This is a genomic window from Pseudomonas sp. GW821-FHT07G06 (assembly GCF_058986625.1).
Genome location: NZ_JBYSVW010000002.1, coordinates 571934 through 597794, shown reverse-complemented (window position 1 = coordinate 597794; position 25861 = coordinate 571934). Strand labels below are relative to the sequence as shown.

27 protein-coding genes and 1 tRNA gene are annotated in these 25861 nt (G+C 59.7%); 14 read left to right on the top strand and 14 right to left on the bottom strand.

Translation table 11 applies throughout. From position 1 onward, the window contains the following. Positions 1–91 precede the first annotated feature (91 nt). Genes AC3WJW_RS06250 through AC3WJW_RS06235 form a run of 4 tightly spaced genes read right to left on the bottom strand, consistent with a single transcriptional unit; the run spans position 92 to position 1466 of the window. Positions 92–367, bottom strand: coding sequence for a hypothetical protein (locus AC3WJW_RS06250; RefSeq protein WP_493725465.1), 276 nt, complete (start codon positions 365–367; stop codon positions 92–94). 3 nt (positions 368–370) lie between these two features. After that, on the bottom strand, positions 371–697 hold the full coding sequence (locus AC3WJW_RS06245; RefSeq protein ID WP_493725464.1) for a hypothetical protein: 327 nt from the start codon (positions 695–697) through the stop codon (positions 371–373). Next, positions 694–1149, bottom strand: coding sequence for a hypothetical protein (locus AC3WJW_RS06240; RefSeq protein ID WP_493725463.1), 456 nt, complete (start codon positions 1147–1149; stop codon positions 694–696). Before AC3WJW_RS06240 ends, AC3WJW_RS06245 begins: the two co-directional genes overlap by 4 nt. Beyond that, positions 1146–1466 carry a hypothetical protein gene (locus AC3WJW_RS06235; protein WP_493725462.1) on the bottom strand — a complete coding sequence of 107 codons (321 nt, stop codon included), beginning with the start codon at positions 1464–1466 and terminating at the stop codon, positions 1146–1148. The genes AC3WJW_RS06240 and AC3WJW_RS06235 overlap by 4 nt, the downstream gene beginning before the upstream one ends. 485 nt (positions 1467–1951) lie before the next feature. Here AC3WJW_RS06235 and AC3WJW_RS06230 point away from each other — a divergent pair, with 485 nt between their 5' ends. From AC3WJW_RS06230 to AC3WJW_RS06220, 3 genes are read left to right on the top strand one after another with little or no spacing between them, the layout of a single operon-like run. Continuing rightward, on the top strand, positions 1952–2227 hold the full coding sequence (locus tag AC3WJW_RS06230) for a BrnT family toxin (RefSeq protein ID WP_493725461.1): 276 nt from the start codon (positions 1952–1954) through the stop codon (positions 2225–2227). Continuing rightward, positions 2205–2513, top strand: coding sequence for a BrnA antitoxin family protein (locus tag AC3WJW_RS06225; protein ID WP_493725460.1), 309 nt, complete (start codon positions 2205–2207; stop codon positions 2511–2513). Before AC3WJW_RS06230 ends, AC3WJW_RS06225 begins: the two co-directional genes overlap by 23 nt. A gap of 30 nt (positions 2514–2543) precedes the next feature. Continuing rightward, the gene (locus AC3WJW_RS06220; RefSeq protein ID WP_493725459.1) at positions 2544–2702 is read left to right on the top strand and encodes a BrnA antitoxin family protein; all 159 of its coding nucleotides are present in this window, start codon (positions 2544–2546) and stop codon (positions 2700–2702) included. A 471-nt stretch (positions 2703–3173) separates the two neighbouring features. Here AC3WJW_RS06220 and AC3WJW_RS06215 read toward each other — a convergent pair whose 3' ends face one another. The 5 genes from AC3WJW_RS06215 to AC3WJW_RS06195 form a co-directional block, all read right to left on the bottom strand. Continuing rightward, positions 3174–3740 carry a KilA-N domain-containing protein gene (locus tag AC3WJW_RS06215; RefSeq protein ID WP_493725458.1) on the bottom strand — a complete coding sequence of 189 codons (567 nt, stop codon included), beginning with the start codon at positions 3738–3740 and terminating at the stop codon, positions 3174–3176. Position 3741: 1 nt separating this feature from the next. Further along, on the bottom strand, positions 3742–4008 hold the full coding sequence (locus AC3WJW_RS06210) for a helix-turn-helix transcriptional regulator (RefSeq protein ID WP_493725457.1): 267 nt from the start codon (positions 4006–4008) through the stop codon (positions 3742–3744). Between the two features lie 159 nt (positions 4009–4167). Beyond that, entirely contained in the window at positions 4168–4932 is a 765-nt protein-coding gene (locus AC3WJW_RS06205; RefSeq protein WP_493725456.1) for a hypothetical protein, read from the bottom strand. Positions 4933–5091: 159 nt separating this feature from the next. Beyond that, a complete protein-coding gene (locus tag AC3WJW_RS06200; RefSeq protein ID WP_493725455.1) occupies positions 5092–6327 on the bottom strand; it encodes a tyrosine-type recombinase/integrase in 1236 nt (411 codons plus the stop codon). Positions 6328–6494: 167 nt separating this feature from the next. Next, positions 6495–6571, bottom strand: a tRNA-Arg gene (locus tag AC3WJW_RS06195). A 348-nt stretch (positions 6572–6919) separates the two neighbouring features. Between AC3WJW_RS06195 and gabD the strand changes: the two genes are divergently transcribed. The 3 genes from gabD (at position 6920) to AC3WJW_RS06180 (ending at position 11177) form a co-directional block, all read left to right on the top strand. Next, a complete protein-coding gene (gabD, locus tag AC3WJW_RS06190) occupies positions 6920–8362 on the top strand; it encodes an NADP-dependent succinate-semialdehyde dehydrogenase (protein WP_493725454.1) in 1443 nt (480 codons plus the stop codon). A 186-nt stretch (positions 8363–8548) separates the two neighbouring features. Next, positions 8549–9826 carry a 4-aminobutyrate--2-oxoglutarate transaminase gene (gabT, locus tag AC3WJW_RS06185; RefSeq protein ID WP_007975624.1) on the top strand — a complete coding sequence of 426 codons (1278 nt, stop codon included), beginning with the start codon at positions 8549–8551 and terminating at the stop codon, positions 9824–9826. A 136-nt stretch (positions 9827–9962) separates the two neighbouring features. Continuing rightward, the gene (locus tag AC3WJW_RS06180) at positions 9963–11177 is read left to right on the top strand and encodes an HDOD domain-containing protein (protein WP_493725453.1); all 1215 of its coding nucleotides are present in this window, start codon (positions 9963–9965) and stop codon (positions 11175–11177) included. A gap of 190 nt (positions 11178–11367) precedes the next feature. On the opposite strand, the gene AC3WJW_RS06175 is transcribed toward AC3WJW_RS06180, so the two are convergent. Together AC3WJW_RS06175 and desA are read right to left on the bottom strand one after the other, a co-directional pair. Beyond that, positions 11368–12357 carry a sensor domain-containing diguanylate cyclase gene (locus AC3WJW_RS06175; RefSeq protein WP_493725452.1) on the bottom strand — a complete coding sequence of 330 codons (990 nt, stop codon included), beginning with the start codon at positions 12355–12357 and terminating at the stop codon, positions 11368–11370. A 256-nt stretch (positions 12358–12613) separates the two neighbouring features. Further along, positions 12614–13798 (bottom strand): delta-9 fatty acid desaturase DesA, encoded by a 1185-nt coding sequence (gene desA, locus AC3WJW_RS06170; RefSeq protein ID WP_095964474.1) that lies wholly within the window; start codon positions 13796–13798, stop codon positions 12614–12616. Positions 13799–13945: 147 nt separating this feature from the next. Between desA and dibA the strand changes: the two genes are divergently transcribed. From dibA to AC3WJW_RS06140, 6 genes are all read left to right on the top strand, one after another. After that, the gene (gene dibA / locus AC3WJW_RS06165) at positions 13946–15859 is read left to right on the top strand and encodes a phosphodiesterase DibA (protein WP_493725451.1); all 1914 of its coding nucleotides are present in this window, start codon (positions 13946–13948) and stop codon (positions 15857–15859) included. 303 nt (positions 15860–16162) lie between these two features. Then, entirely contained in the window at positions 16163–16345 is a 183-nt protein-coding gene (gene oscA, locus AC3WJW_RS06160; RefSeq protein ID WP_007975618.1) for a sulfur starvation response protein OscA, read from the top strand. 115 nt (positions 16346–16460) lie between these two features. Further along, the gene (locus tag AC3WJW_RS06155; RefSeq protein WP_102701901.1) at positions 16461–17474 is read left to right on the top strand and encodes a sulfate ABC transporter substrate-binding protein; all 1014 of its coding nucleotides are present in this window, start codon (positions 16461–16463) and stop codon (positions 17472–17474) included. 181 nt (positions 17475–17655) lie between these two features. Continuing rightward, positions 17656–18474 (top strand): sulfate ABC transporter permease subunit CysT, encoded by an 819-nt coding sequence (gene cysT, locus AC3WJW_RS06150; RefSeq protein WP_007972956.1) that lies wholly within the window; start codon positions 17656–17658, stop codon positions 18472–18474. 12 nt (positions 18475–18486) lie between these two features. After that, positions 18487–19356, top strand: coding sequence for a sulfate ABC transporter permease subunit CysW (gene cysW / locus AC3WJW_RS06145; protein WP_007972954.1), 870 nt, complete (start codon positions 18487–18489; stop codon positions 19354–19356). A 3-nt stretch (positions 19357–19359) separates the two neighbouring features. Continuing rightward, complete coding sequence (locus AC3WJW_RS06140; protein WP_007983086.1) at positions 19360–20349, top strand: sulfate/molybdate ABC transporter ATP-binding protein; 990 nt, start codon at positions 19360–19362, stop codon at positions 20347–20349. 107 nt (positions 20350–20456) lie between these two features. On the opposite strand, the gene AC3WJW_RS06135 is transcribed toward AC3WJW_RS06140, so the two are convergent. Further along, positions 20457–20981: an Mpo1 family 2-hydroxy fatty acid dioxygenase gene (locus AC3WJW_RS06135; protein ID WP_493725450.1), complete on the bottom strand. Its 525-nt coding sequence runs from the start codon at positions 20979–20981 to the stop codon at positions 20457–20459. A gap of 83 nt (positions 20982–21064) precedes the next feature. On the opposite strand from AC3WJW_RS06135, the gene AC3WJW_RS06130 reads away from it, so the two are divergent. After that, the gene (locus tag AC3WJW_RS06130) at positions 21065–21751 is read left to right on the top strand and encodes a Crp/Fnr family transcriptional regulator (RefSeq protein ID WP_493725449.1); all 687 of its coding nucleotides are present in this window, start codon (positions 21065–21067) and stop codon (positions 21749–21751) included. Between the two features lie 182 nt (positions 21752–21933). Here the strand turns inward: AC3WJW_RS06130 and AC3WJW_RS06125 are convergent, their stop codons facing one another. After that, complete coding sequence (locus tag AC3WJW_RS06125) at positions 21934–22938, bottom strand: AraC family transcriptional regulator (protein ID WP_493725448.1); 1005 nt, start codon at positions 22936–22938, stop codon at positions 21934–21936. 100 nt (positions 22939–23038) lie between these two features. Between AC3WJW_RS06125 and AC3WJW_RS06120 the strand changes: the two genes are divergently transcribed. Then, positions 23039–24112 (top strand): fatty acid desaturase, encoded by a 1074-nt coding sequence (locus AC3WJW_RS06120; protein WP_493725447.1) that lies wholly within the window; start codon positions 23039–23041, stop codon positions 24110–24112. A gap of 133 nt (positions 24113–24245) precedes the next feature. On the opposite strand, the gene AC3WJW_RS06115 is transcribed toward AC3WJW_RS06120, so the two are convergent. Further along, a complete protein-coding gene (locus AC3WJW_RS06115; RefSeq protein WP_493725446.1) occupies positions 24246–25856 on the bottom strand; it encodes an arylsulfatase in 1611 nt (536 codons plus the stop codon). Between the last annotated feature and the right edge of the window lie 5 nt (positions 25857–25861).

The following is a 25861-nucleotide window of genomic DNA, read 5'->3' as shown; positions in this document are numbered from 1 at the left end:
CGCACTGAACATGGCGCAGATCAGAAACAGCACGAACAGCAGGTTAGGCACCGGCCCGGACGGTGGGCGCGGCGGCATTGGCAAAGGGGTATTAGTCATACCGGCCACCTCCGGCAAAGGCGCGGCAGACATTGCCGTTATTGATCGCGTGCCAACGGGTGATGTCGTCCACCGATTCAACCAGGGCAGACGTAACCATGGCGCCGGGGCTGCGCATCACCACCACGCCGCATTGGGCGTCGGCTAGCGTCAGGAACGGCCCGAGCAGGGCTTTGGCCACCTTCGGGTGGGACACGTAGAACAGTTCGGCAACTTTTTCCGGGCAAGCCGAATCCGTCAGCGCAGACGCGCCGTTTTGAATTTTCATGGTCTATCGCTCTTGCGGGATCGAGGTCAGTTTGTCGCGGGCGCCTTCGCCGACGTCGGTCAGCTTCGCGGCCAAGTCACCGAGGTTATGCAGGAGCCAGCCCAAATCGATCAGGGTTTTAGGGCTGAACTCGCCGCTTTCACCGGCGCGTGCCAGCAACTCGCCAATGCCCGCAATGCCGTAGCAAACGGACTGGCCGTAGCACTCCGAGGCGCGGGAAATTGCTTGGAGCTGTTCAGCCTGGGCGGGCGTCAATTTAGCTTGGGGATCGAGTTCCGAGGGGAATTCGCGCATGTCGGGCAACAGGTTGGACCATCCGACCAGCTTCATTGCGAGGCCTCCTGTTCAGCGAACAGCCTGGAGTCGTCGAAGCTCAACCACTGGTTGGCGCTGCGCAACAGGGCGTGTCGATCGGCACTGTCGAGGTTCCTGCCGTTTTGCTCAGCGGCAGCGATCAGCCAGGGCGAGAGCATGCCCATAAAGCCGAGGACCTGGCCGCGCAAGGCGCTGTATTGCTCCGGGGTGGCCGTGCGTGCGGCATCGAGCCAGGCCGTGGCGATTTGCCCAAGCTGTCCCGTCGCGAACTGGTCGCGGCGGTGCTGGCGCAGATGAATCAGCGCCAAGGCTGCCAGCTTGCCACCGGCTTGGGTGCCGCCGTAGTAGCCGCCCGTCAGCGGAACACTCCAGAAACATGGGGGGCCGTCGGGTTGCTTGCCGACAAAGGGCAGCCGGTGAAAAGGGTGTTTACGACGCGGGTGAAATTTGAGAGTGGCGGTGCTCATTGGGCGCCTCCAGCTTTCAGATCGTCGATCCCCGGGCGACTTCCCACCACGCCGAACGAGGCGCCGAGGTGACGATGCGTCCAGCAGAAATTGCCACTGAAAGTGCGAGTCTGCTCGATGTGCATTGCGATGTCGCGGGCCAGTTCGTTGCTGTAGCCGCCCATGGCAGGAATAACAAACGTCAGTAGGATTTTTTCCAGTCTCCTGAACTCATCCCTGGCGAAGTTCATTGAGCACATTTCCTGCGCGCTCAGAACGGCCTCACATAGGATTTCGCCCTCGATCACTGAAGGGACGGCATGAGGTGCGCGGCTCATTGCTCACCCCCTACAGCTTCCAGAGTGCGGACAATGGCCATGTGGGCGTTGTAGCGTTTGAGGCGAACAGAGAGGGATGAATCTGCGCGGAGGGCGCTCAAGGCCATACGGCGGTGAGCAAGGGCGCGAAGTGCGGACGGATTGAGGGTGGGCATGGGCGGAACTCCTGTAAGTGAGGAGCTGCCACGGTTCGCCGCGAAGCAAATTAAGGTGGCAGCTGTGCGCGGGTTCGCGGACCGGGCATACAGGACCCCGGCAGACCCGAAGGTCTCCCACGCACAGCCGCCATAAAACGACATTGCGGGCACAAAAAAAGCGCCAGCAATCGAAGTAGGGCGCGTTTGCGTCCTGCATGTACTCGGGCCGCGACGCCCGGTCGCTGAATTTGCAGCGACGGGCGAACCATACCGAGAGTGGGCGGGCTTGGCAATAGTCGGGAAGCGTGGGGAATTGTCGAAGGTATTTATTGTGGGTACAATAAACCCATGCAGATAACTTATGACCCAGCCAAAGACGCCCGAAACGTTGAAGAACGTGGACTCCCATTCGCCCTGGTGCGCGACTTCGATTGGTCCACGGCCTTGATCTTGGAGGACGACCGGTTTGATTACGGCGAGAGCCGGTATCAGGCGATGGGATTCATAGGGGATCGGCTGCATGTCGTGGTGTTCACCCCTCGGGGTGATGCGGTGCACGTCATCAGTTTTCGTAAAGCCAACAAACGGGAGGTCAAAAGCTATGACCAAAAAACTCAATCCTGAGATGGTCGATACGACAAACCCTGAATGGTCGGCCAAGGATTTCGCCAAGGCTAAGCCAGCCAGTGACGTGCTGGCGGGATTGTTCGGCAAGGCCCAGGCAAAGGAAATGCTCAAGCCAAAACGTGGACGTCCGAAGGCGGCGACCACCAAAGAGCACGTCAATGTGCGCTTTGATTCAGAGGTGCTGGAGCAATTCAGGGCCTCGGGGCCTGGCTGGCAAACACGCATGAACGCGGTGCTGGCCGACTGGCTCAAGACGCATACGCCGAACGAGGTGAAAGTATGACCAGCAAACTCATCAGATTGGTTTACATCCATGCCCGATAAGTCAGTGTCGGGCGAATGGGTCGAGCTGTGGCTTGATGCCGAAACGGTCGAAGCATTCAGGGCTGCTGGCCCAAACTGGAAAGAGCTTATGCACGCGGCCTTGGCCGAATGGCTCAAGACGCACGCGCCCGAAGAAGTGAAGGTTTGACCGCTAGTGAGCCTCAATCCCTTTAGAGACGGCGGCAGGCGGGCTTGATCCTCATTCAGTAAGGCGTGTTCGATGGGCGCCCCATGGCGGCTGTTATTGCGCGTTGCAACTATGCTGTGACTCGGTGAGCTCGGAATCAGACCGCAACGGAGGTCGCGGCCTAGATTTGTGCCCGGTGCATTCAATCCAATGAGGGTTAATTCTGTGGTCATGCAAACGCTGAAACCACGCGCAATAAGGAAAGCACGGAAGGTCGTACTGACGTTGGTCTCATCGGCCAAAGATGCGGAGATAGATCCCGAGCCCTTCGGGCAAGACGATGCCCTCAAGCTGCTCAACTCAATGACCAGAAGAGTGCGCAGCTGGCCACTGCCAAAGCCGCTTGAGCGGATATAGGGGCTGGTAAACCTCGCCCCCTTCAGAGGCGAGCCAGGAACGCGGGCGCGGTGCCGAACCGTTAGCCCGCGTTTTTTATTGGCGGCTGTCATTGGTGGCGTCCTCCAGTCCGAGGGTGAGTTGCAGCTGCTCTTTCCAGTAGGTCACGCCTTCGACGAGGCTTGGCTTGTCCCAACGGAAATGGGCAAGGCTGCTGCCGTCTTTGCTCGCTTTCTTCCTCCTGTCCTCCAGCCTTTGAGTGGCTACCCCGTACCCGCGGCGAACTGCTGGATCGCTGCTCAACAGGGCGTCTATGTGCAGGTCGCACCAAACAGCGAATCTTGCATTGCACCAGCGTGCAAACATCACAGCGAGTTTTGGGTGTAGCAACGTACCGCCGCCGCGATCCATTCTTGCCCGACTGGTTTTTACATACCCGGAATTCCGGGTATCTAGAATTTTCGATTCTCGACCGGTGAGAGCTTCATCCAAGGCACGCATGTATTCCAAGGTCTCTGCATTTTCTAGCCACCTGTCGAGACGTTTACCGAAGCGGTCAGCTATCTGGGTTGCATACAGCCAGCCGTCCAAGTTGAAGTGGACCGGCTGGCCTTGATAGTCGAAAGGGATGATTGCCGGTGGGGTCTCGCTGGCGCTGGTCATATCAGGCCACCGCGTTGCGCAAGGCAATGCGCTTGCGAACCCATTCCTGTACTTCAGCCAGGACGAACCCAACCGGCGAACCACGGGACTTGCTGTTGCTTAGCGATACTGGCCGGGGAAACGTCGGGTCGTCTTTGAGGCGCTTGTAGACGGTGGCTCTGGCGAGGCCGGTGATGGCCTCCACTTCAGGAAAGCGAATGATGGTGTTCGTAGGATCGAACTGTGGAACGTTGGCGGTAGTGGTCTCGATTGGACGGATATTGCTCATGTCTGTATCCCGTTGTTGATGGCGACGGGATGCAGGTTGGCAGGTGGGGTCGAGTGGTAATCAAGCCTTCTCGGGTGGATAGGGGCAGTTTGCGAAAGTGGTAAAACTCCCCGGCGATTTGGTGTCCTCGTATGGGTACCTAGGCTACAAGCCGCGTGTTTACTCGTCCTCTCGTGTGAGTACCTTGTGGTTTCTTAAGTGAGCTTTACGCAAGTGTTCCGGGCGCAGGATCTTGTCCACTGCCTCTGCCACGTTCCCTGTGGCGCCCTTGCTTTTCAGATACTGCACAACCTCAGCTTTGCTCGGTGCTGTCGTGTGGTCATCCGAGTCATACGTTGACCAGAACTGTTTTATTGCATCCTCCACGAACTCAAGCCCTTCGGATTTGTGTCCTTGGAAAGAGAGCGAGAGTGGAGGTGTGTTAACAGGAGTCGAGGTGGCGGGGTAAGTAGGGGTTTGAACAGATACCACTCTAGTCGCAAGTTTCGGCGGGCGTGTAATTTGAACCCGCTCACTTTCAATCCATGCACGCAATGACGCGCGAGTGATTATTGTATCGCGGAGGCTGATTTCGGCCTCCCGATCTATTGGCCTGATAGGCTTCAGCACCTTTTCCATTCCCGGATTCCCGTAGTGGTCGAGAGCATCGATCCACACGTACCCCATGCAAACAGCTGGCGATATTAATCCTTGTCGGATGGCTGAAACGATGCCAAGAGCGTGCCCGTGGGCTAGTTTCCAGCGATCTAGCTTCTTAACTTTTGCCTTGTTAAGTTCGTCACAGTCAAACGGGTCAATCATTGCCAGTAGCAAGGCGGCCTGCTCAATGTTGAACTCCATGACCGATTTCCAATGGTCGAGATTCGGCAGCTTCTCTGTAGGAATGAGGTTTACCAAATCGAGCGAATCATCAAAATCGTCCATTTACACGGCCTCTCCGGCATCAATATCTTGTGCTGGTCAAGGGCGGCTTTCAGCACCAGATGTTGTGGCTCCTGGTGCGAAGTGCTGGCTATTCGAACAGCAATAGCTTTCAGTCTATATCTGTCTACGCGATGAGTGGTAGTGCTGACGCCGCGGCGGCTAAGCCTGTTTTCCGAACTGCCCTTGCACGACGTTGCCTGCCTCCAGAGTGTCCAGGTGGTCGGCATACCATTGCATCATGGTGGCGCGTTGCTCCAGGTACTGAGCTTTGTTGTAGACGCCAGATACACCGTCCTCAGTGTGGGCGAGCTGGGCTTCTACATGGTCCTTCGGGAAACCGTTTTCGCGCAGGGTAGTGGACGCAATATGGCGAAATCCGTGGCCGGTTTGTCTGCCTGCATATCCCATCCGTCGTAGCGCCATATTGAACGCCATGTTGCTGCGGGGCTTGGTGCGTTCATTGCGACCAGGAAAAAGCAGTGGGTAAGCGCCGGTCAGCTTGTGCAGTTCTGAAAGTGCGTCGAGTGCCTGACGTGACAGGGGGACGGTGTGAGTGCGGCGTTTCTTCATCCGCTCGGCGGGAATAACCCATATCCCGGCCTTTCGGTCGAACTCTTCCCAACTGGCCTCGCGGAGCTCGCTCGGTCTGACCCCTGTCAGCATTAGCAGGCGCAGGCCCAGCCGTAGGTCATGAGCGTGGGGATAGGCGCTGATTGCTTGCAGGAGGGCGGGCAAATCCTTTGCGGTGACGTGAGGGTAGTTCTCGGATGGTTTGGACTGTAGAAAGCGGTTCAGCCCATCAAGGGGGTTATGTGTGGCTCGACCTGTGACGCGTGCAAGGTCGTAAATCTCTTTGCAAGATCGTCGAATCCTCGCCATCTGCTCAATGATGCCCAACCGCTCCATGCTGCGTAGAAACTCCATCCATTCAATCGGCAGGATTCCGGCATACAAGCGCTTTCCAAAAACCGGGAGTACATGCAGCTCAATGGCGCCAACGGTGCGCTTGGCCGTGCTGGTTGCCCAGCCGGGGCGGCGAATCTCGATCCATTCGCGGGCCAAGGCCTCAAAGGTGTTGTTGGCTGCCTCTAGTTCGGAGGCTTTGCGGGCGTGCTTGGCAGCTAGCGGGCTCACGCCGTCGGCGGCATCGTTGCGCAGTTCGGCTGCCTTCTGTCTGGCACCCGCGCCGCTCACTTCGGGATAGCTGCCGAGGCCCAGCCAGGACCACTTACCATCCGGCTTTTTATAGCGCAGCTCCCAAGACTTGCCGCCGTTGGGTCTAACGCGAAAGTACAGGCCTTGACCGTCATGCTCTCGAAAAGCAGAGGCTTCAGGTTCAAGGCCTGCGAGAGTGGTGTCTGCCAATGGGCGGCGTTTGATTTCGCTGCGCTTCATGTCGTGTATGCCTGTGGTTCTAATTTTCGGCCAGCATACACAGCGGCATACACGGTTGGAAGATATAGAGGTAAACAGGTATAGGCAGCTAGAAACAAGAAAGCCCGCACGGGGCGGGCTTTTCAGGGTGTTTTGTAGATGTCTTGAGACAGGTAAAAACAGCTGTTTGGTGCACCAGGCGGGATTCGAACCCACGACCCCTGCCTTCGGAGGGCAGTACTCTATCCAGCTGAGCTACTGGTGCAGCGGGCGCCATGATACTCATATGCACTGCGGGCGTCCATGCTGCTGAATCGCCTGCGTTTTTTTAAAGCTGTAACGGGCGTTTGCTACGTTGATCAGAAAATACAGGCAAAAGCGTCGTTTTCGTTCTTTTTTTCGAACAGCCTATTGTCCTTTACCCCCTTTGATCCTAGGATTCGTTTGAGATTTCAAACGCTCTTGTCTGGGTGCTGAACCGCACGATTTGAATCAGTGCGCTATTTATGTGCTTCAGCCCGGTGAATGATTTCCCTGACGGCAGCCTATCGAGGCGCCTTTCTACAATCATAATTTGCTCCGCGCGTGCGCGGTGCTGTTAAGGAAAGCCGACATGCAGCTTAAAGACACCCAGTTGTTCCGCCAGCAAGCCTTCATCGATGGCGCGTGGGTTGATGCGGACAATGGTCAGACGATCAAGGTCAACAACCCGGCAACGGGCGAAATTCTGGGCACCGTGCCGAAAATGGGCGCTGCCGAAACCCGCCGTGCCATCGAAGCCGCTGACAAAGCGCTGCCGGCCTGGCGTGCACTGACCGCCAAAGAGCGTGCAGGCAAACTGCGTCGCTGGTACGAGCTGATCATCGAGAACCAGGACGACCTGGCTCGCCTGATGACCCTGGAACAGGGCAAGCCATTGGCCGAAGCCAAGGGCGAAATCGTTTACGCCGCTTCCTTCATCGAGTGGTTCGCCGAAGAAGCCAAGCGCATCTACGGTGACGTGATTCCGGGCCACCAGCCAGACAAGCGCCTGATCGTGATCAAGCAGCCAATCGGCGTGACCGCTGCCATCACCCCGTGGAACTTCCCGGCTGCCATGATCACCCGTAAAGCCGGCCCGGCCCTGGCCGCCGGTTGCACCATGGTGCTCAAGCCTGCTTCGCAAACCCCATTCTCCGCCTTTGCCCTGGCCGAACTGGCCCAGCGTGCCGGCATCCCGGCTGGCGTGTTCAGCGTGGTTTCCGGCAGCGCCGGCGACATCGGCAGCGAACTGACCAGCAACCCGATCGTACGCAAGCTGTCCTTCACCGGTTCGACCGAAATCGGTCGTCAACTGATGTCGGAATGCGCCAAGGACATCAAGAAAGTGTCCCTGGAACTGGGCGGCAACGCGCCGTTCATCGTGTTCGACGACGCAGACCTGGATAAGGCCGTCGAAGGCGCGATCATTTCCAAGTACCGCAACAACGGTCAAACCTGCGTCTGCGCCAACCGCCTGTACATTCAGGATTCGGTCTACGACGCGTTCGCCGAGAAGCTGAAAGTGGCTGTAGCCAAGCTCAAGATCGGTAACGGTCTGGAAGACGGCACCACCACTGGCCCGCTGATCGACGAAAAAGCCGTGGCCAAGGTGCAAGAGCACATCGCTGACGCCATTTCCAAAGGCGCCACCGTGCTGTCCGGCGGCAAGTCGATGGAAGGCAACTTCTTCGAACCGACCATCCTGACCAACGTGCCGAACAACGCGGCCGTGGCCAAGGAAGAAACCTTCGGTCCATTGGCTCCACTGTTCCGCTTCAAAGACGAAGCCGATGTGATCGCGATGTCCAACGACACCGAGTTCGGTCTGGCCTCGTACTTCTACGCTCGTGACCTGGGCCGTGTGTTCCGCGTGGCTGAAGCCCTGGAATACGGCATGGTCGGCGTCAACACCGGGTTGATCTCCAACGAAGTCGCGCCGTTCGGCGGCATCAAGGCCTCGGGCCTGGGCCGTGAAGGCTCCAAGTACGGCATCGAAGATTACCTGGAAATCAAATACCTCTGCCTGGGCATCTAAGCCGGGAAGAGCATTGCTTCAAGCGCAAAGGGCACGAGAGCGCTGTCCCTTTGCGCCGCTTCAAACCGGAATTTTCTCTGTGGTCGGGAAAGCTGTGGCAGTCGATCATCGCATGCTGCCTTAGTTACCTCCCCACCGCTTAATCCTTGAACCACGCCGACCGATGAGCGGCGAATGAGGAATGTAATGAGCAAGACTAACGCTTCTTTGATGGCCCGCCGTACCAACGCAGTTCCACGTGGTGTTGGCCAGATTCACCCGATCTTCGCCGAGTCCGCGAAGAACGCGACCGTGACCGACGTTGAAGGTCGCGAGTTCATCGACTTCGCCGGCGGTATCGCCGTGCTGAACACCGGCCACGTGCACCCGAAAATCATCGCGGCCGTGACCGAGCAACTGAACAAGCTGACCCACACTTGCTTCCAGGTACTGGCCTACGAGCCGTACGTAGAAGTGTGCGAAAAAATCAACGCCAAGGTGCCAGGTGATTTCGCCAAGAAAACCCTGCTGGTGACCACCGGTTCCGAAGCCGTGGAAAACTCGATCAAGATCGCCCGTGCCGCTACTGGCCGTGCCGGCGTGATCGCCTTCACCGGCGCTTACCACGGTCGCACCATGATGACCCTGGGCCTGACCGGTAAAGTCGTGCCTTACTCGGCCGGCATGGGCCTGATGCCAGGCGGCATCTTCCGCGCGCTGTACCCGAACGAACTGCACGGCGTGAGCATCGACGATTCGATCGCTTCCATCGAGCGCATCTTCAAGAACGACGCCGAGCCGAAAGACATCGCTGCGATCATCATCGAGCCGGTTCAGGGCGAAGGTGGTTTCTACGTCGCTCCGAAAGAATTCATGAAGCGTCTGCGTGCCCTGTGCGACCAGCACGGCATCCTGCTGATCGCTGACGAAGTACAGACTGGCGCTGGCCGTACCGGTACTTTCTTCGCCATGGAACAGATGGGCGTTGCTGCCGACCTGACCACTTTCGCCAAATCCATCGCTGGCGGCTTCCCGCTGGCCGGTGTGTGCGGCAAGGCCGAGTACATGGACGCCATCGCTCCAGGCGGCCTGGGCGGCACCTACGCCGGTAGCCCGATCGCTTGCGCCGCGGCCCTGGCCGTGATGGAAGTGTTCGAAGAAGAGCACCTGCTGGATCGTTGCAAGGCCGTTGGCGAGCGTCTGGTAACCGGTCTGAAGGCCATCCAGGCCAAGTACCCGGTGATCGGCGAAGTCCGTGCCCTGGGCGCGATGATCGCTGTCGAGCTGTTCGAAAACGGCGACAGCCACAAGCCGAACGCCGCCGCTGTGGCGTCCGTTGTAGCCAAGGCGCGCGACAAGGGCCTGATCCTGCTGTCCTGCGGCACCTACGGCAACGTTCTGCGCGTCCTGGTACCGCTGACCTCGCCGGACGAGCAACTGGACAAAGGCCTGGCGATCATCGAAGAGTGCTTCGCCGAGCTGTGATCACTTAGTGTGACCTGATCGACAAAAAACCCGCTTCGGCGGGTTTTTTCATGCCTCTGGAAACACATCCCATGCATTAACGTTGTATCGAATGGCCCGCATTGGCTAAGGTTCCTGCATTGCCAGGGAGAGCTGTATGACAACTGTCATTTTACCCGCGGTTCCGAGAGTACTGATTGCCGAGGCCGACCCCTGGTCCCGGGACCTGCTCAAGGAAGTGTTGTTGAATGTACGCTGCGATGCGCGGCTGGATTTGTGCGCCGATGGCCAGCAAGCGCTGGAGCTATTGGCTGCCAACCCCTATGACCTGGTCATCGCCGATTGGGAGTTGCCGGGTGTCGATGGCCTGAATGTCCTGCGCAACATCCGCCAGCGCAAACGCAACCCGCCGCTGCCCTTCATCCTCATGAGCAGTCGCAACGACAGTGCCAGCGTGCGCGAGGCCTTGCCGCTGGCGCCGGCCGCGTACCTGACCAAACCCCTGAATATGGAAAGCCTGACCCACCGGTTGCAGGGGTTGCTGCTGCACGCCGGGGAAGAAGTCTCGTGCGAAGTGCCAACGCTGGCACCGGGCATGACGTTATCGGTGTTTCTGGAGCGTCGACGGGAATTGGCCGACGGCGCGCCGCTGATGACCGACGTGCAAGTGGCGGTCAAACGCAGCCTCAATCCCAATGGCCTCGACCTGACGGTGCTGGAAGACGAAATCCGCACCGATCCGCAGGTCACGGCTGTGCTGATTGCCGCTGCCAACAGCGCGGCCCAGCACCACGGCGCGGGCGTGCAAACCCTGTCCCAGGCACTGCATCGCCTGGGCACCGGACAGAGCATGAACCTGATTCTCGGCCTGGCGCTCAAGCGCAGTGCCCGGCTCAGTGATCCGCAATTGGCCGACTATGCCGAGCGTTACTGGGAGCTGTCACTGCACACTGCCGAATACGCACGAACCCTGGCGCGCTTGCTCGATCTGGATCAGGAGCGTTGTTATTGCGCCGGGATGTTGCATCGTCTCGGCGATCTGGCGTTGCTGCGCTGTCTGCAGGAGTGGCAACAGGCTGGCGGCGTACTGGACGAGCTGGAAGAAGTGGGTGAAGCGCTGGTTGAATATGGCGCGGCCTATGGCTCGGCCCTGCGTACACGCTGGCGTCTGCCGCTGGAGTTGCGGGAGTTGATTGCGGCGGCCTACCAGCTCGGTGGCGGGGTTTATTCCCGCGAGGCGCTGGTGATGAACATGGCAGCGCAGATGGCGCGCCTGACCGAGCATGAGGGCATCGAGGAGCTGGCGAAGAGCCGGACGGCGCGGTTGCTCAAGATCGGCTTGCCGGAGCTGATGCGGTTGCGCAAGAAGTAAAACCACCACCCAACCCTGTGGGAGCCGGCTTTTGTGGCGAGGGGGCTTGCCCCCGTTCGGTTGCGCAGCAGCCGTGAAACCAGCGAATGCGGTTGTTCTGACAATGCTGGAACGCCACAATCAGGACTGCTTTGCAGCCCAACGGGGGCAAGCCCCCTCGCCACAGGTATTCGGTGCTGCCAGCGAAATCTCAGGCCGTGACAATCCTGTTCTTGCCCTCGCGCTTGGCCTGATACATCGCGGCATCCGCCCGGGAAAACAGGTCCTCCACGGTTTCGTCCGAGGCGCTCAGGCTGGTCAGGCCCTGGCTGACCGTGATGCCGAACGTCCGGCCTTCATGGTTGAAACTCAACTGCTGAATCTGCCGATGCAGGCGTTCAGCCACCTGCAGGGCCATTTGTGGCGTGCACCCGGGAAACACCGCAGCAAATTCCTCACCGCCAATGCGCCCGAACAGGTCGCGACGGCGCAACGCTGCGCGGCCGCTTTCGGCAATGCGTTGCAGCACGTTGTCGCCTTCCTGGTGACCGTAGGTGTCGTTGATCGTTTTGAAGTCATCAATATCCAGCATCAGAAATGACAACGGCTCGCCCTGTTGACGGGCGTGTGCGAACTCGCGGTGAGCGCATTCGAAGAAATGATGGCGATTACTGCTCTGGGTCAGCGCGTCAGTGGTGGCCAGGCGATGCAGTTCGGTTTCCATCTGCTTCTTGTGGGTGATGTCTTCGGCAAAGCCGACGATGATCACCGGTTGCCCCGGCTCGGCATGGCGATTGATGAAGCACTTGTCGCTGAGCCAGCGCACCTGGCCGTCGGCGGCAATGATTCGATACTCGCGGTCTTCGACGGCGCCTTTGTCCAGCACTTCGGCCAGGCTGCGTTCGGCATAGTCGAGGTCGTCAGGGTGAATGCTGTCGCGCCATTGATTGCAGTCGGCCAGCAACTGATCGGCTGACCGGCCAAAGATCCGTTCGTAGGCCGGACTGACGTAAAGCACTCGACGGGTTTCCCAATCGAATGCCCACAGCACCGCGTTGACGCTTGCCAGCAAGGTGTTGAGCAACTGTTCCCGTTCGGTCAGGCGTGCGACTTCCCCTTGGGCGTGCATCAGCGCCATCAGGGTCTGCGCGGCCTCGGGCCCATGTGACGGAGATGAGTCTTGCAGGTTCTTTTGGGCCATCGACACAAATCTCAAAGGGCATGCGGCCAACACCAAGCCCGCGGGGGATGGCGAAGTGTCTTTGAGATAAGGGTTTCAAGATGAAGTTCCCGCCTTTTGTGGCGAGGGAGCTTGCTCCCGCCGGGCGGTACTGGCGACGCGTTTTTGCGGCCACAAATCAATGTGGGAGCGAGCCTGCTCGCGAAAAAGGAGTGTCAGTCAAATCGATGTTGACTGGCACTCCGCCTTCGCGAGCAGGCTCGCTCCCACAGGTTTTTCAGACGGCGGCAGGGCGCAGGGAGTAGGTTTTCAACTGATCGGCGAAGTCGCGCAGGGATTGAATCCCGCTGGCTTCGGCTTCATGCACCCAGTCCTTGATCGCCGCCAGCATGTCGTGGCCATTTGAGCTGGTCTTGACCCAGATCTGCTGCAGGGCCAGGCGTTTCTCGTAGATTACCTTCAGTGCCTGACTGTGCTCGAGCATGTTCTGGATGCGTACATGGTGTTTGTCATCCAGCAGGCTGGTTTCTCGCGACAGCAGGCGTTTGGCCCGGTGGAACTGGTGACGTACCGAGTGATCGACCTTTTCCAGCTCTTGCTTGACCAGCGGGCCGATCACCAATTTGCGGTACTGGGCCATGATCTGGAAGCGGTTGTTGAGGATCGCCATGGCGGTGTCCATGTCCAGGTTGCCCTTGCCTTCGACGCGATGGGCAATCGGCGCAACCCGTTGAACCTTGGCCAGGCGCAGGAAGCTGAAGACTTTGATCCACGCCCAGCCCAGGTCGAATTCCCACTTCTTCACCGACAGTTTTGCCGAATTAGGGTAGGTGTGATGGTTGTTATGCAGTTCTTCGCCGCCAATCAGGATGCCCCACGGCACCAGGTTGGTCGCCGCATCGCGGCATTCGAAGTTGCGGTAGCCGATGGCATGGCCCAGGCCATTGACCACGCCGGCGGCCCACACAGGGATCCACATCATCTGGATGGCCCAGATGGTGATGCCGATGGTGCCGAACAGCAGCAGGTCGATAACGGCCATGATCGCCACACCCAGCAGCGGGAAGCGGCTGTAGAGGTTGCGCTCGATCCAGTCTTCGGGGCAGTTCTTGCCGTAGATGCGCAGCGTCTCGGGGTTTTCCGCTTCGGCGCGATACAGCTCGGCGCCTTTGCGCAGCACCGTGGACAGCCCCTTGATGACCGGGCTGTGCGGGTCATCGACGGTTTCGCATTTGGCGTGATGCTTGCGGTGGATGGCCGTCCACTCGCGGGTGTTCTGCGCCGTGGTCAGCCACAGCCAGAAACGGAAGAAATGCTTGAGGCCCCCATTCAGCTCCAGGGAGCGATGGGCCGAGTAACGATGCAGATAGACCGTGACGGCGATGATCGTGACGTGGGTCATCAGCAGGGTGACTGCCACCAGTGACCAGGCCGACAAGCCGAGTAAACCTTCGTACCACATAGGCTGTAGGGCCCTCGATAAAGAAAAAAACAGCCGTTGCATTATCACTAAGCCCACACAGAAAACCAGTCGCCCTTTCAGATAAGAGTGGCTGGATGTGTCTTTAAACTATAATTCCAACCTTTTTGTATGGACATGGATCGCCGGATGCCTGCCACCTATCGCGATGCCTTGCGTGCAGCGCTGCTCTATCTGTTGCTTTCTGTGGTTTGGCTGCAGATCAGTGACTATTTATTAAACAGATTCTTCGATAGCTCCGCCGAGCGACTGCGATGGCAACTGATCAACGGTTACGTTTGGGTGCTGTTCAGCGCCGGATTGATCCTCATTGCCCGGGCCCGGCTTCTGCGGGTTATCGGCGCCAAACTGCGTGAGCGCGATGCCGACCGCATGCGCTTGCGACAGGCGGCGGCAGTGTTCGACTGCACTCGCGAAGGGGTGCTGGTCACCAATCGGGAAGGCGCGATCGTCCATGTGAACCGGGCCTTTATGGAGATCACCGGTTATGACTGTGAGGAGGTGCTAGGGCAGCGGCCCAATATGTTCAAGTCGGGGCGCCATCCAGCTCAATTCTATCAAGCGATGTTCGCCGCGCTTGCAAGCGCCGGGGAGTGGAGCGGGGAGATCTGGAACCGGCGCAAAAGCGGCGAGATTTACCCGCAATGGCAGACAATCCGCCTGATTCATGACGACGATGGCCAGCCGAGCCAGTATGTGGCGGTGTTTTCCGACATCAGCGCAATCAAGAACTCCGAACACGAGTTGATGCACCTGGCGCACCACGACCCGCTGACCGACCTGCCGAACCGTCTGCTGTTCACCGACCGCGCCGAGCAGGCCCTGGCCTCGGCACAGGTGCACAAGCGTGGTTGCGCGCTGCTGATGATCGATCTCGATCACTTCAAGATGATCAATGACAGCCTCGGGCATACCATCGGCGATCAGTTGCTCAAGGCGGTGGCCGGGCGCCTGGCCGCCATGTTCGGCCCGGGTATCACTCTGGCGCGCTTGGGCGGGGATGAGTTCGCGGTACTCGCCGAAAGCTGTCCGCAACTGGTTCAGGCCGCTGCGTTGGCCCAGCGGATTATCGATGGCCTCAAAGAGCCGTTCCTCATTGATGGGCACCAGCTGTTCATCAACACCAGCATCGGCATCAGCCTGTTCCCCAGCGATGCCTTGAGCGTCGAGCAACTGCTGCGTAATGCCGACTCTGCGCTGTTCAAGGCCAAAAGCACGGGGCGCAATGACTATGCCCTGTACACCGAAGAGCTGACGGCCCACGTGCAGCAACGCGTCGAGATCGCCTTCGAATTGCGCCGCGCCCTGGACCAGCAGGAACTGCAGGTTCATTACCAGCCGGTTCACGACCTCAAGACCAGCCGCCTGATGGGTGTCGAGGCGCTGGTGCGCTGGCAGCACCCGCAGCGGGGGCTGGTGTCGCCGGCGGAATTCATTCCGGTCGCCGAACGAACCGGCCTGATCGCCGAAATCGATGCCTGGGTCATGGCACAGGCGTGCCGGCAGATGTGTCAGTGGCAGCAGGACGGGGTGGTGCTGTCGTTTGTGGCGGTCAACGTTTCTTCGCGCCTGTTCGCTCGTCGCGAGTTGTATCAGCAGGTGGCGCAGGTGCTGCACGAAACCGGGCTGGAACCGGCCTGTCTGGAACTGGAAGTGACCGAAAGCGCGGTGATGGACGATCCGGAAGTCGCGCTGGAGCAGATGCACCGCCTGCGCGAGTTGGGTGTGCGCCTGGCCATCGACGACTTCGGCACGGGTTACTCATCGCTGTTGCGGCTCAAGCGCCTGCCGGTGCAAAAACTGAAAATCGATCAGGGCTTCGTCGCCGGATTGCCGTGGGACGAGGATGATGCGGCGATCTCACGGGTGATCATCGCCCTGGCCCAAAGCATGGGCATGCAGGTCCATGCCGAGGGGATCGAGCAGGTCGAACAGGCGGCTTTCCTCCTTGAACAGGGCTGTGATCTGGGCCAGGGCTACTGGTTCGGGCGGCCGGTGCCGGCGGTGCGACTGGATTGGACATGTGCGCCGGTGATCGGATAGGTGCCCAGTTCAGTTGATGCCCAAACCCTGTGGGAGCGAGCTTGCTCGCGATAGCGGAATATCAGCCGACATTTCTGGCGACTGACACTCCCTCATCGCGAGCAAGCTCGCTCCCACAGGTTTTTGGTGCACTTGAAAGAGGGTGATTCGCCTCAAGCCCTTGTCCCTTCAATTAATGTTTTCTAGTTATATAAACATTCTTAAATAGTCTTTTTAAGAATATCCAGACCTCACTAGTATTGCTCCCAAGCCGCAAGCAGTGTCGACACTGCGAGGCAATCTCTCAGTTGAAGGAGCAGCAATATGAGCGCATCCCTGCGTAGCGTCGACGGTCAAGACGAAGCCACCATCCTGCGTGAAATCCAGAGCGCCCTGCGCGACCTGCGTTTTGGTGCCGTGGAAATCACTGTGCACAACGCGCAGGTGGTGCAGATCGAACGCAAAGAAAAATTCCGTTTGCAGCAGCCAGGCAACAAGCCGGGCTGAAGTGGATCGCAGCCCCCTGTAGGAGCTGCCGAAGGCTGCGATCTTTGAACCGGCAACGCGATTCCAGAAATCCATAAAAAAAGCCAACAGACCAAGAATCCCAGGAGCTTTCACCATGTCGTCGATTCGTCATTTCGCTTTGGCCGCCCTGGCCAGCGCCCTTTTTGCCGGTTCCGCAGTTGCCAAGGACTACGAGCTGCTCAACGTGTCGTACGATCCGACCCGCGAGCTGTACCAGGACTACAACGCCGAATTCGTGAAGTTCTGGCAAAAGGAACATGCCGGCGACACCGTGAAAATCCAGCAATCCCATGGTGGCTCGGGCAAGCAAGGCCGGGCGGTGATCGATGGCCTGCGCGCCGACGTCGTGACCCTGGCCCTGGCCGGTGACATCGACGAAATCGCCAAGCTCGGCAAGACCCTGCCGGCGGACTGGCAAAAGCGCCTGCCGGACGCAAGCACGCCTTACACCTCGACCATCGTGTTCCTGGTGCGCAAGGGCAACCCTAAAGGCATCAAGGACTGGGGTGACCTGGTCAAGAATGACGTTTCGGTGATCACGCCGAACCCGAAAACCTCCGGCGGTGCGCGCTGGAACTTCCTCGCGGCCTGGGCCTATGGCCTCAAAGCCAATGGCGGCGACGAAGCCAAGGCCAAGGAATACGTGCAAACCCTGTTCAAGCACGTGCCCGTGCTGGACACCGGCGCCCGCGGCTCGACCATTACCTTCGTCAACAACGGCCAGGGCGACGTGTTGCTGGCCTGGGAAAACGAAGCCTTCCTGGCCCTGAAGGAAGAGGGCGGCGCCGACAAGTTCGACATCGTCGTGCCTTCGCTGTCGATTCTCGCTGAGCCACCGGTGGCGGTGGTCGACAAGAATGCCGAGAAAAAGGGCAACGAGCAGATCGCCGAAGCCTACCTCAAGCACCTGTACAGCCCGGCCGGCCAGGAAATCGCGGCGAAGAATTTCTATCGCCCGCGTGACAAGGACGTGGCCGCCAAGTACGCCCAGCAGTTCCCGAAACTGGAACTGGTGAGCATCGACAAGGACTTCGGCGGCTGGAAAACCGCACAGCCGAAATTCTTCAATGACGGCGGGGTGTTCGACCAGATCTACCAGGCGCAGTAATCTTAAATAGCCATCAATGAGCACCCATGCAGTCAGCCTGGGTGCTTAACTTGTGGGAGCGAGCCTGCTCGCGAAGGCGGTGTTTCAGTCGACAGGGATGTTGACGGGTACTCCCCCTTCGCGAGCAGGCTCGCTCCCACAGGGATGGTTTTAGCGGAACGCTTTTTAACCAAGGACTTTTATGTCGCGTCGTATCTCCCCCGTCATACCCGGCTTCGGGCTGACGCTGGGCTACACCTTGGTGTACCTCAGCCTGATTGTGCTCATACCACTGGCGGCGATGTTCGTGCATGCCGCTCAACTCACCTGGGATCAGTTCTGGGCAATCATCTCGGCGCCACGGGTGCTGGCGGCGCTGAAGCTCAGCTTCGGCACTGCCCTGTGTGCCGCAATCATCAACGGCATCATCGGCACGCTCCTGGCCTGGGTATTAGTGCGCTATACCTTCCCTGGACGAAAAGTGATCGATGCAATGATCGACTTGCCGTTCGCACTACCCACGGCGGTGGCCGGTATTGCGCTGACGGCGCTATACACCCCTACCGGCCTGGTTGGTCAGTTTGCAGCGGATCTGGGTTTCAAGATCGCCTACACCCCCCTGGGCATCACCCTTGCCCTCACTTTTGTGACACTTCCATTCGTAGTACGTACCGTACAGCCAGTATTGGCGGACATTCCTCGTGAAGTCGAAGAAGCAGCGGCGTGCCTGGGTGCAAAACCCTTGCAGGTTTTCCGCCATATCCTGCTGCCGGCACTGCTTCCGGCATGGCTGACCGGTTTCGCTTTGGCCTTTGCCCGCGGGGTCGGCGAGTACGGTTCGGTGATTTTCATCGCCGGCAACATGCCGATGAAAACCGAGATTCTGCCGCTGCTGATCATGGTCAAACTCGACCAATACGATTACACCGGCGCTACCTCCATTGGTGTACTGATGCTGGTGGTTTCCTTCGTCCTGTTGCTGCTGATCAACTTGTTGCAGCGGCGCATCGAAACCCCATAAGGAGGCGCACCCATGTCCCAATCGTCTATTGCTGCCGCTTCCTCGAACGCTGCCCGCCGTGGCAGCGCGACTTCGCGGCGAATCCTGATCGGTCTTGGCTGGCTGATTTTTGCCCTGTTCCTGTTGCTGCCGCTGTTCATCGTGGTGTCCCAGGGCCTGAAGCTCGGCCTCGGTGCGTTTTTCACCGCGATCTTTGAGCCGGACGCGCTGTCGGCACTGAAACTCACGGTCATCGCCGTACTGATTTCGGTGCCGCTGAACCTGGTGTTCGGCGTCAGCGCTGCGTGGTGCGTGAGCAAGTACTCGTTCCGCGGCAAGAGCATGCTGGTAACGCTGATCGACCTGCCGTTCTCGGTGTCGCCGGTGATCGCCGGCCTGGTCTATGTGCTGATGTTCGGCGCCCAGGGCCTGTTTGGTCCATGGCTGCAGGATCACGACATCCAGATCGTCTTTGCCCTGCCGGGCATCGTGCTGGCGACGATTTTCGTCACCGTGCCGTTCGTGGCCCGTGAACTGATCCCGCTGATGCAGGAACAAGGCACTCAGGAAGAGGAGGCCGCGCGTCTGCTGGGCGCCAATGGCTGGCAGATGTTCTGGCACGTCACCGTACCCAACATCAAATGGGGCCTGATCTACGGCGTGGTGTTGTGCACTGCGCGGGCCATGGGGGAATTCGGTGCGGTGTCGGTGGTTTCCGGGCACATTCGCGGGGTGACCAACACCCTGCCGCTGCACGTCGAGATCCTCTACAACGAATACAACCACGTGGCCGCGTTCGCCGTGGCGAGCCTGTTGCTGATCCTGGCGCTCTTCATCCTGCTGCTCAAGCAGTGGAGCGAAAACCGTATTAACCGCCTGCGCGCCAGCGCCGCGGAGGAATAATTCATGTCGATCGAAGTGCGTAACGTCAGCAAGAATTTCAACGCGTTCAAGGCGCTGGACAACATCAGCCTGGACATCCAGAGCGGCGAACTCGTCGCGTTGCTCGGTCCGTCGGGCTGCGGCAAGACCACGCTGCTACGGATCATCGCCGGCCTGGAAACCCCGGACCAGGGCAACATCGTGTTCCACGGTGAAGACGTTTCCGGCCACGACGTGCGTGATCGCAACGTCGGTTTCGTGTTCCAGCACTACGCCCTGTTCCGCCACATGACGGTGTTCGACAACGTCGCGTTCGGCCTGCGCATGAAGCCGAAAAACCAGCGTCCGAGCGAAAGCCAGATCGCAACCAAGGTTCACGAGCTGCTGAACATGGTGCAACTGGACTGGTTGTCGGATCGCTACCCGGAGCAACTCTCCGGCGGCCAGCGTCAGCGCATTGCCTTGGCCCGGGCGCTGGCGGTGGAGCCGAAAGTGCTGCTGCTCGACGAACCGTTCGGCGCCCTCGACGCCAAGGTTCGCAAGGAGCTGCGCCGCTGGCTGGCGCGTCTGCACGAAGACATCAACCTGACCTCGGTGTTCGTGACCCACGACCAGGAAGAAGCGATGGAAGTCGCCGACCGTATCGTGGTGATGAACAAGGGGGTGATCGAGCAGATAGGCTCACCGGGCGACGTCTACGAAAACCCGGCCAGTGACTTCGTCTATCACTTCCTTGGTGATTCGAACCGCCTGCACCTGGGCGAAGACAATCACGTGCTGTTCCGCCCGCACGAAGTGTCGCTGTCGCGCCATGAACTGGAAGATCACCACGCGGCCGAAGTGCGCGATATTCGTCCGCTGGGCGCGACAACGCGGGTGACGCTGAAGGTCGAAGGGCAGAGCGATCTGATCGAGGCCGAAGTGGTCAAGGATCACGACAGCCTGATCGGGTTGGCGAAGGGGGAGACGTTGTTCTTCAAGCCGAAGGTCTGGCAGAAGGTTGCCAACATCTGAAGCAAAAGCATCGCGAGCAAGCTCGCTCCCACAGGGATTTGGGTTGGCCACAACTATTGTGTTCGACCCTGATCCACTGTGGGAGCGAGCTTGCTCGCGATTGCTATCTAGACAGCAGCACGCTTCGGATTGACCCGCACCCCACCCGCCCGCGCCTCGATCTGCTCTTTGAGCTCATGCCGCATGCCCAGCATGAACGCCAGTTCCGCCACCACGAACAACGGTCCGACAATCAACCCGGTCACGTCATCGACAAAGGCCGGTTTGCGCCCTTCGTAGTGATGGCCGACAAACTGGATCGCCCAACCGATCACGAACATCGCCACGCCGCTGCCCAGCCAGACCAGCGTGCTTTGCTGTGCCAGCGCATGACCGGCCCACACGCACAGCCCGAGCAACAGGGTCATCAACACGCCCAGGCGCAATTCCAGGCGCAGGTAAAACCACGCCGATGCCAGCGAAACGAGCACCGCCGGTGACAGCCACACGCCACCCATCGACCACTGCGGCCGGGACAGCAACACCGCGACGGCAACCACGATCAGCGGAATACCGATAAAGTGCGATGCAATATTGCGCGGGTCACGGTGGTAGGCGGCGTATTGACTGAGGTGGTCGACGAGGCTTTTCATTGTTGTTCTCCTGTGGGGTGATTGATCATGCCCCGGGGCCACTTCCCGCTCTGTCAGCCAGGCGACAATCTCTAGGAGTTTTCATGGATATGCAGGTCTGGCGCCGACGCCTGATGAGCGGTCAGTGGTTCAGCCATTTGCCTGTTTCCCTACAGGATAGCCTGCTGTCGGCGGCCAGGCTGCGGCGCCTGTCGCCGGGTCAGCGGCTGTTCAAGCGTGGCGATCCGCCCTGCGGCCTGTACGCGGTGCTTGAAGGCGCGGTACGCGTCGGTGCCGTGAGCGAGCAGGGCAAGGAAGCCTTGCTGAGCCTGGTGGAGCCGCCGCACTGGTTCGGCGAGATCTGCCTGTTCGATGGCCAGCCACGCACCCACGATGCCTACGGCGTGGGCCAGTGCACACTGCTGCACATTCCCCAGAACACCTTGCTGGCGTTGCTCGACGAGCATCCGCAACACTGGCGGCAATTGGCGTTGCTGATGAGCCAGAAACTGCGCATGACCTTCATCAACCTCGAACAATTGAGCCTGCTGCCGGCCCCGGCACGGCTGGCGCACCGCTTGCTGATGATCGCCGAAGGCTATGGCGAGACTGCCCCGCCGCGGCGCGTCCTGCAACTGCCCCAGGAGCAGCTTGCCGCGATGTTGTCGCTGTCGCGCCAGACCACCAACCAGATCCTCAAGGAGTTGCAGGGGCAGGGGGTTATCGGGCTGAGTTACGGCGAGATCGAAATTCTCGATGCCGAGCGGTTGCGGGTGTTGGCCACGATTTAACCGTTCACCCAGGCCCAATGTGGGAGCGAGCCTGCTCGCGAATGCGTCAGGTCAGATACATCTGTATCGACTGACACTGCGCTTTCGCGAGCAGGCTCGCTCCCACAGTGGATTGGTGTGAATCACAGGTTTGTGGGCTTCCCCGCATAGAGGCCGGATAAGCAACCCGCCTCCAGGATCAATCAGCGCAACCCATCCCGAAACTGCCCCGGCGTCATCCCCGTCCAGCGCTTGAACGCGCGACTGAAGCTGCTGGTATCGGCAAACCCGAGCAGATAACTGATTTCGCTCAGCGACACCTGCGGGTCCCGCAGGTGCAACAGCGCGAGGTTTTCGCGGCTTTCGTTGAGCAGCGTATCGAACCGGCAGCCCTCATCCGCCAGGTGCCGTTGCAGGCTGCGCAGGCTCAAGTGCAGGGCCTTGGCGATGTGCTCGGCGCTGGGTTCGCCTTCGGGCAGTTGTTCTTCAATGGCGTCGCGGACCTTGCGCTCCCACGTCAGCGGCTTGAGTTGCGCCAGGGTGCGCTTGAGCACGGTTTCGTTGTGTTCGGCCAGTTCCGGGTTCGCGTCATCCAGGTGGCTGTCGAAGTCGACGAGGGCGAATTCAAGCCGGTCTTCGTCGGCACCGAAGTGCACGGGCGAGCGAAAGACTTTATGCCATTGGTGCGCGTCTGCGGGCTCCGGGCGGCGCAGGTAGGTCGCCAGCGGCGCGTAGTCGCGACCCAGGCGATTGCGGCAGGTGCGCACGTAAATCGCCATGAACGCATCGATGGCCTCGAAGGCCGGGGCCGGATTGCCAGCGGGGATTTTCAGACGGAAATGGTAGCGATCCTCGGCGCGGGTCAGTTCCAGTTCCAGGGCATCGCTGACCACCTGGTGATAGCGCACGATGCGCTCGAACACTTCCCGCAGGCTGCCGCTGGCGACCAGCGCATAACCGAGCGCATGGAAGGTGGTCGGGCTGACGAAGCGCGAAACCCGCAAACCGATCGCCGGGTCACCGCTGGCCTGCACTGCCAGATTCCACAGGTGTGTGGTGCCCGACAGGGGATAACGCGCGTTCGGGTCGTCCATCAGTTGCGGGTCGAGCCCCGATTGCTGGCACAGGGCGATGCTGTCAATGCCCAGGGCATCGAGCTGCTTGCGCAGGGCGCGGGTCCAGCTGGCGAGGGAGGTCGGTTCAGTCATGCTGATTGGCGCTTCCAGTCAACAGGTTGGCGTTCACGGCTACCGCATTGCGAGGTTCCGCAAGGCAGGATGCAACCATCAATAACCAGAGGATGGAAGCATGGACCGTACTTCTGCAAGCCCCCAACGACTGAATGCAGCCCAACGATCAGCCCATATCCGTGAAGTGGTGCTGGCCAGAGGCGTCGAACTGCGTGAGCAATACCCGATTCTCAAGCATCAGGACGCCCTCGGCGCAGGCATTCTGACCTTTGCCATCGCCGGTATGGTCGGTTCGGCGGCGCTCTACATGACCGGGCACATGGCCTGGTGGGCGTGCCTGTTGCTCAATGCTTTTTTCGCCTCGCTGACCCATGAGCTGGAACACGACCTGATCCACAGCATGTACTTCCGCAAGCAGAAAGTGCCGCACAACCTGATGATGGGATTGGTCTGGCTCGCCCGGCCGAGCACTATCAACCCGTGGATTCGCCGCCATCTGCACCTCAATCACCACAAGGTGTCCGGTTCCGAGGCTGACCTGGAAGAGCGCGCCATCACCAACGGCGAGCCGTGGGGCTTCGCACGCTTGTTGATGATCGGCGACAACATCATGTCGTCGTTCATCCGCATGTTGCGGGCCAAGACCTGGGCCATGAAGTTCAGCATCATTTACCGCACGCTGAAGGTCTACGCACCGCTGGCGCTGATGCACTGGGGCGCGTGGTACGTGTTTCTCGGCTTCCACGCAGCGAACGGCGTTGCGCATCTGATGGGCGCACCGATCGAGTGGTCGGCGACGACGTTGTCGGTGATGCAGGTGATCGACATCGCAGTTGTTGTGATCATCGGCCCGAACGTGTTGCGCACCTTCTGCCTGCACTTCATCAGCTCGAACATGCATTACTACGGAGACGTGGAGCCGGGCAACGTGATGCAGCAGTGCCAGGTGCTCAATGCCCCGTGGCTTTGGCCGCTGCAGGCGTTCTGCTTCAACTTCGGCAGCAGCCACGGGATCCATCACTTTGTGGTGAAGGAACCGTTCTACATCCGCCAGTTGACTGTGCCGGTGGGGCACAAGGTGATGCGCGAGATGGGGGTGCGGTTCAATGATTTCGGTACGTTTGCGCGGGCTAACCGGTTTGAGCGCAGGGACGAAGCGGCGGTAGAAGAAGTGCGTGCTGCCAGGGCTTGATGGGTTGTCATCAAGGGCCTCATCGCGAGCAGGCTCGCTCCCACAGGGGATCTCCGTTGTTCACAAATAATGTGTTCACCAAAGATCAAATGTGGGAGCGAGCCTGCTCGCGAAAGCGTTGTATCAGACAACATCAATCCGGCTGAAACGGCGACTCACTCAGAATCACCCCAGTCTCATCCACATACTGCTGCCAATGCTCGATCAAGGCACTGAGCCGCTGCGGCTGGCTCGACGCCAGGTCATGAATCTCCCCCGGATCACTGCCCAGGTCATACAGTTGCCAGGTCGCCGGTCCAACGGGCCCGGGGATGTACACCGCCTTCCATTGCCCCTGGCGGATCGCCCGCCGACCGAACAATTCCCACCCGGTCACGGTGTGCTCGTCATGCACGTGCGCCGTCTCGCCCGACAGGAACCCCAGCCACGACTTCCCGCGAACTTGCGCCACGGGTTTGCCGTGCCAATGCTTGCCCGGATGGCGCACACCGGCAAGATCCAGAATGGTCGGGGTGATGTCCATCACCGTGCCAAACCCATGGCTGATCTGGCCGTTGAGCGGCAGCTGCGGGTAATGCACCAACGCCGGCACGCGAATCCCGCCTTCGGTGGTGAAGGCCTTGAACAGTCGCGACGGCGCGGTCGCCACTTGCGCCCAGTTCGGCCCGTACCAGACGTAGGAATTGGCCCGGCCGATGTTGTCCAGGCTGTTGTCGTAATGCTGGTTGAGATAGGTCAGCAACTGCGGGCCGAATTTCGGGAAGGCCTCCAGCAACGCCCCTTCGGCACCGTTATCGGACATGAACAGGATGAAGGTGTTGTCCAGTTGTCCCTGCTGGCGCAAGTAATCGACGACACGCCCGATGTTCCAGTCCATGCGCTCGACCATCGCCGCATAAACTTCCATGGCCCGCGCAGAAATCTGCCGCTGTTCATCACTCAACGCATCCCACTGTGCGCTCAGCTGGATCAGGGGATGCGGTTCGACATCGGCCTCGATCAATCCCAGCTTCTTGAGTTTTTCCAGGCGTTCCAGCCGCAGCACTTCAGGGCCGGCGTCATAGCGCCCGCGGTATTTTTCCACCACCTCGGCCGGTGCCTGCAGTGGCCAGTGCGGTGCGGAAAACGGCAGGTAGGCGAAGAACGGCCGGGTCTGGTCGCGCTCCTTGAGGTATTGCAGCAGCTTGTCGCCAAAGGCATCGGAAGAATAAAAATCCTTCGGCAGTTCGTCGATGAACCGTTCATCTTCGATATACAGCGCCGGCGTGGATTTCAGCAGCCGGGGCGTCGTTTCATCGTAGGTCGGCTCGAAGCCGTAATGGTTGGCCGCGCCGGGCAACAGCGAAAACGAACGCTCGAAACCCCGGGCGTGGGGTGCCAATTCGGCGGTCAGGCCCAAGTGCCATTTGCCGCTCATCAACGTCTGGTAACCCGCCTCGCGCAGTAGCTCGGGCAGGGCGACCACGCGGTCGTTCAAGTGCCCTTCGTAGCCTGGCTTACCGATCAGTTCCGGGGTCAGGGCTTCGGCCATGGTGCCGATGCCGGCGATGTGGTGGTCGGTGCCGGTGAGCAACATCGAACGGGTCGGCGAGCAGGTCGGTGCGGTGTGGAAATCGGTCAGGCGCAGGCCATTGTTGGCCAGGGCATCGAGGTTCGGCGTATTGATTTCGCCGCCGAAGGCGCCGAGGTCGGAGAAGCCCAGGTCATCGGCCAGGATCACTAAAAAGTTGGGACGTTGCGGCATCAAGC

Coding starts and splice junctions, on each gene's coding strand:
- AC3WJW_RS06250 (WP_493725465.1), bottom strand. CDS start 367: ATGAAAATTCAAAACGGCGCGTCTGCGCTGACGGATTCGGCTTGCCCG.
- AC3WJW_RS06245 (WP_493725464.1), bottom strand. CDS start 697: ATGAAGCTGGTCGGATGGTCCAACCTGTTGCCCGACATGCGCGAATTC.
- AC3WJW_RS06240 (WP_493725463.1), bottom strand. CDS start 1,149: ATGAGCACCGCCACTCTCAAATTTCACCCGCGTCGTAAACACCCTTTT.
- AC3WJW_RS06235 (WP_493725462.1), bottom strand. CDS start 1,466: ATGAGCCGCGCACCTCATGCCGTCCCTTCAGTGATCGAGGGCGAAATC.
- AC3WJW_RS06230 (WP_493725461.1), top strand. CDS start 1,952: ATGCAGATAACTTATGACCCAGCCAAAGACGCCCGAAACGTTGAAGAA.
- AC3WJW_RS06225 (WP_493725460.1), top strand. CDS start 2,205: ATGACCAAAAAACTCAATCCTGAGATGGTCGATACGACAAACCCTGAA.
- AC3WJW_RS06220 (WP_493725459.1), top strand. CDS start 2,544: ATGCCCGATAAGTCAGTGTCGGGCGAATGGGTCGAGCTGTGGCTTGAT.
- AC3WJW_RS06215 (WP_493725458.1), bottom strand. CDS start 3,740: ATGACCAGCGCCAGCGAGACCCCACCGGCAATCATCCCTTTCGACTAT.
- AC3WJW_RS06210 (WP_493725457.1), bottom strand. CDS start 4,008: ATGAGCAATATCCGTCCAATCGAGACCACTACCGCCAACGTTCCACAG.
- AC3WJW_RS06205 (WP_493725456.1), bottom strand. CDS start 4,932: ATGGACGATTTTGATGATTCGCTCGATTTGGTAAACCTCATTCCTACA.
- AC3WJW_RS06200 (WP_493725455.1), bottom strand. CDS start 6,327: ATGAAGCGCAGCGAAATCAAACGCCGCCCATTGGCAGACACCACTCTC.
- gabD (WP_493725454.1), top strand. CDS start 6,920: ATGCAGCTTAAAGACACCCAGTTGTTCCGCCAGCAAGCCTTCATCGAT.
- gabT (WP_007975624.1), top strand. CDS start 8,549: ATGAGCAAGACTAACGCTTCTTTGATGGCCCGCCGTACCAACGCAGTT.
- AC3WJW_RS06180 (WP_493725453.1), top strand. CDS start 9,963: ATGACAACTGTCATTTTACCCGCGGTTCCGAGAGTACTGATTGCCGAG.
- AC3WJW_RS06175 (WP_493725452.1), bottom strand. CDS start 12,357: ATGGCCCAAAAGAACCTGCAAGACTCATCTCCGTCACATGGGCCCGAG.
- desA (WP_095964474.1), bottom strand. CDS start 13,798: ATGTGGTACGAAGGTTTACTCGGCTTGTCGGCCTGGTCACTGGTGGCA.
- dibA (WP_493725451.1), top strand. CDS start 13,946: ATGCCTGCCACCTATCGCGATGCCTTGCGTGCAGCGCTGCTCTATCTG.
- oscA (WP_007975618.1), top strand. CDS start 16,163: ATGAGCGCATCCCTGCGTAGCGTCGACGGTCAAGACGAAGCCACCATC.
- AC3WJW_RS06155 (WP_102701901.1), top strand. CDS start 16,461: ATGTCGTCGATTCGTCATTTCGCTTTGGCCGCCCTGGCCAGCGCCCTT.
- cysT (WP_007972956.1), top strand. CDS start 17,656: ATGTCGCGTCGTATCTCCCCCGTCATACCCGGCTTCGGGCTGACGCTG.
- cysW (WP_007972954.1), top strand. CDS start 18,487: ATGTCCCAATCGTCTATTGCTGCCGCTTCCTCGAACGCTGCCCGCCGT.
- AC3WJW_RS06140 (WP_007983086.1), top strand. CDS start 19,360: ATGTCGATCGAAGTGCGTAACGTCAGCAAGAATTTCAACGCGTTCAAG.
- AC3WJW_RS06135 (WP_493725450.1), bottom strand. CDS start 20,981: ATGAAAAGCCTCGTCGACCACCTCAGTCAATACGCCGCCTACCACCGT.
- AC3WJW_RS06130 (WP_493725449.1), top strand. CDS start 21,065: ATGGATATGCAGGTCTGGCGCCGACGCCTGATGAGCGGTCAGTGGTTC.
- AC3WJW_RS06125 (WP_493725448.1), bottom strand. CDS start 22,938: ATGACTGAACCGACCTCCCTCGCCAGCTGGACCCGCGCCCTGCGCAAG.
- AC3WJW_RS06120 (WP_493725447.1), top strand. CDS start 23,039: ATGGACCGTACTTCTGCAAGCCCCCAACGACTGAATGCAGCCCAACGA.
- AC3WJW_RS06115 (WP_493725446.1), bottom strand. CDS start 25,856: ATGCCGCAACGTCCCAACTTTTTAGTGATCCTGGCCGATGACCTGGGC.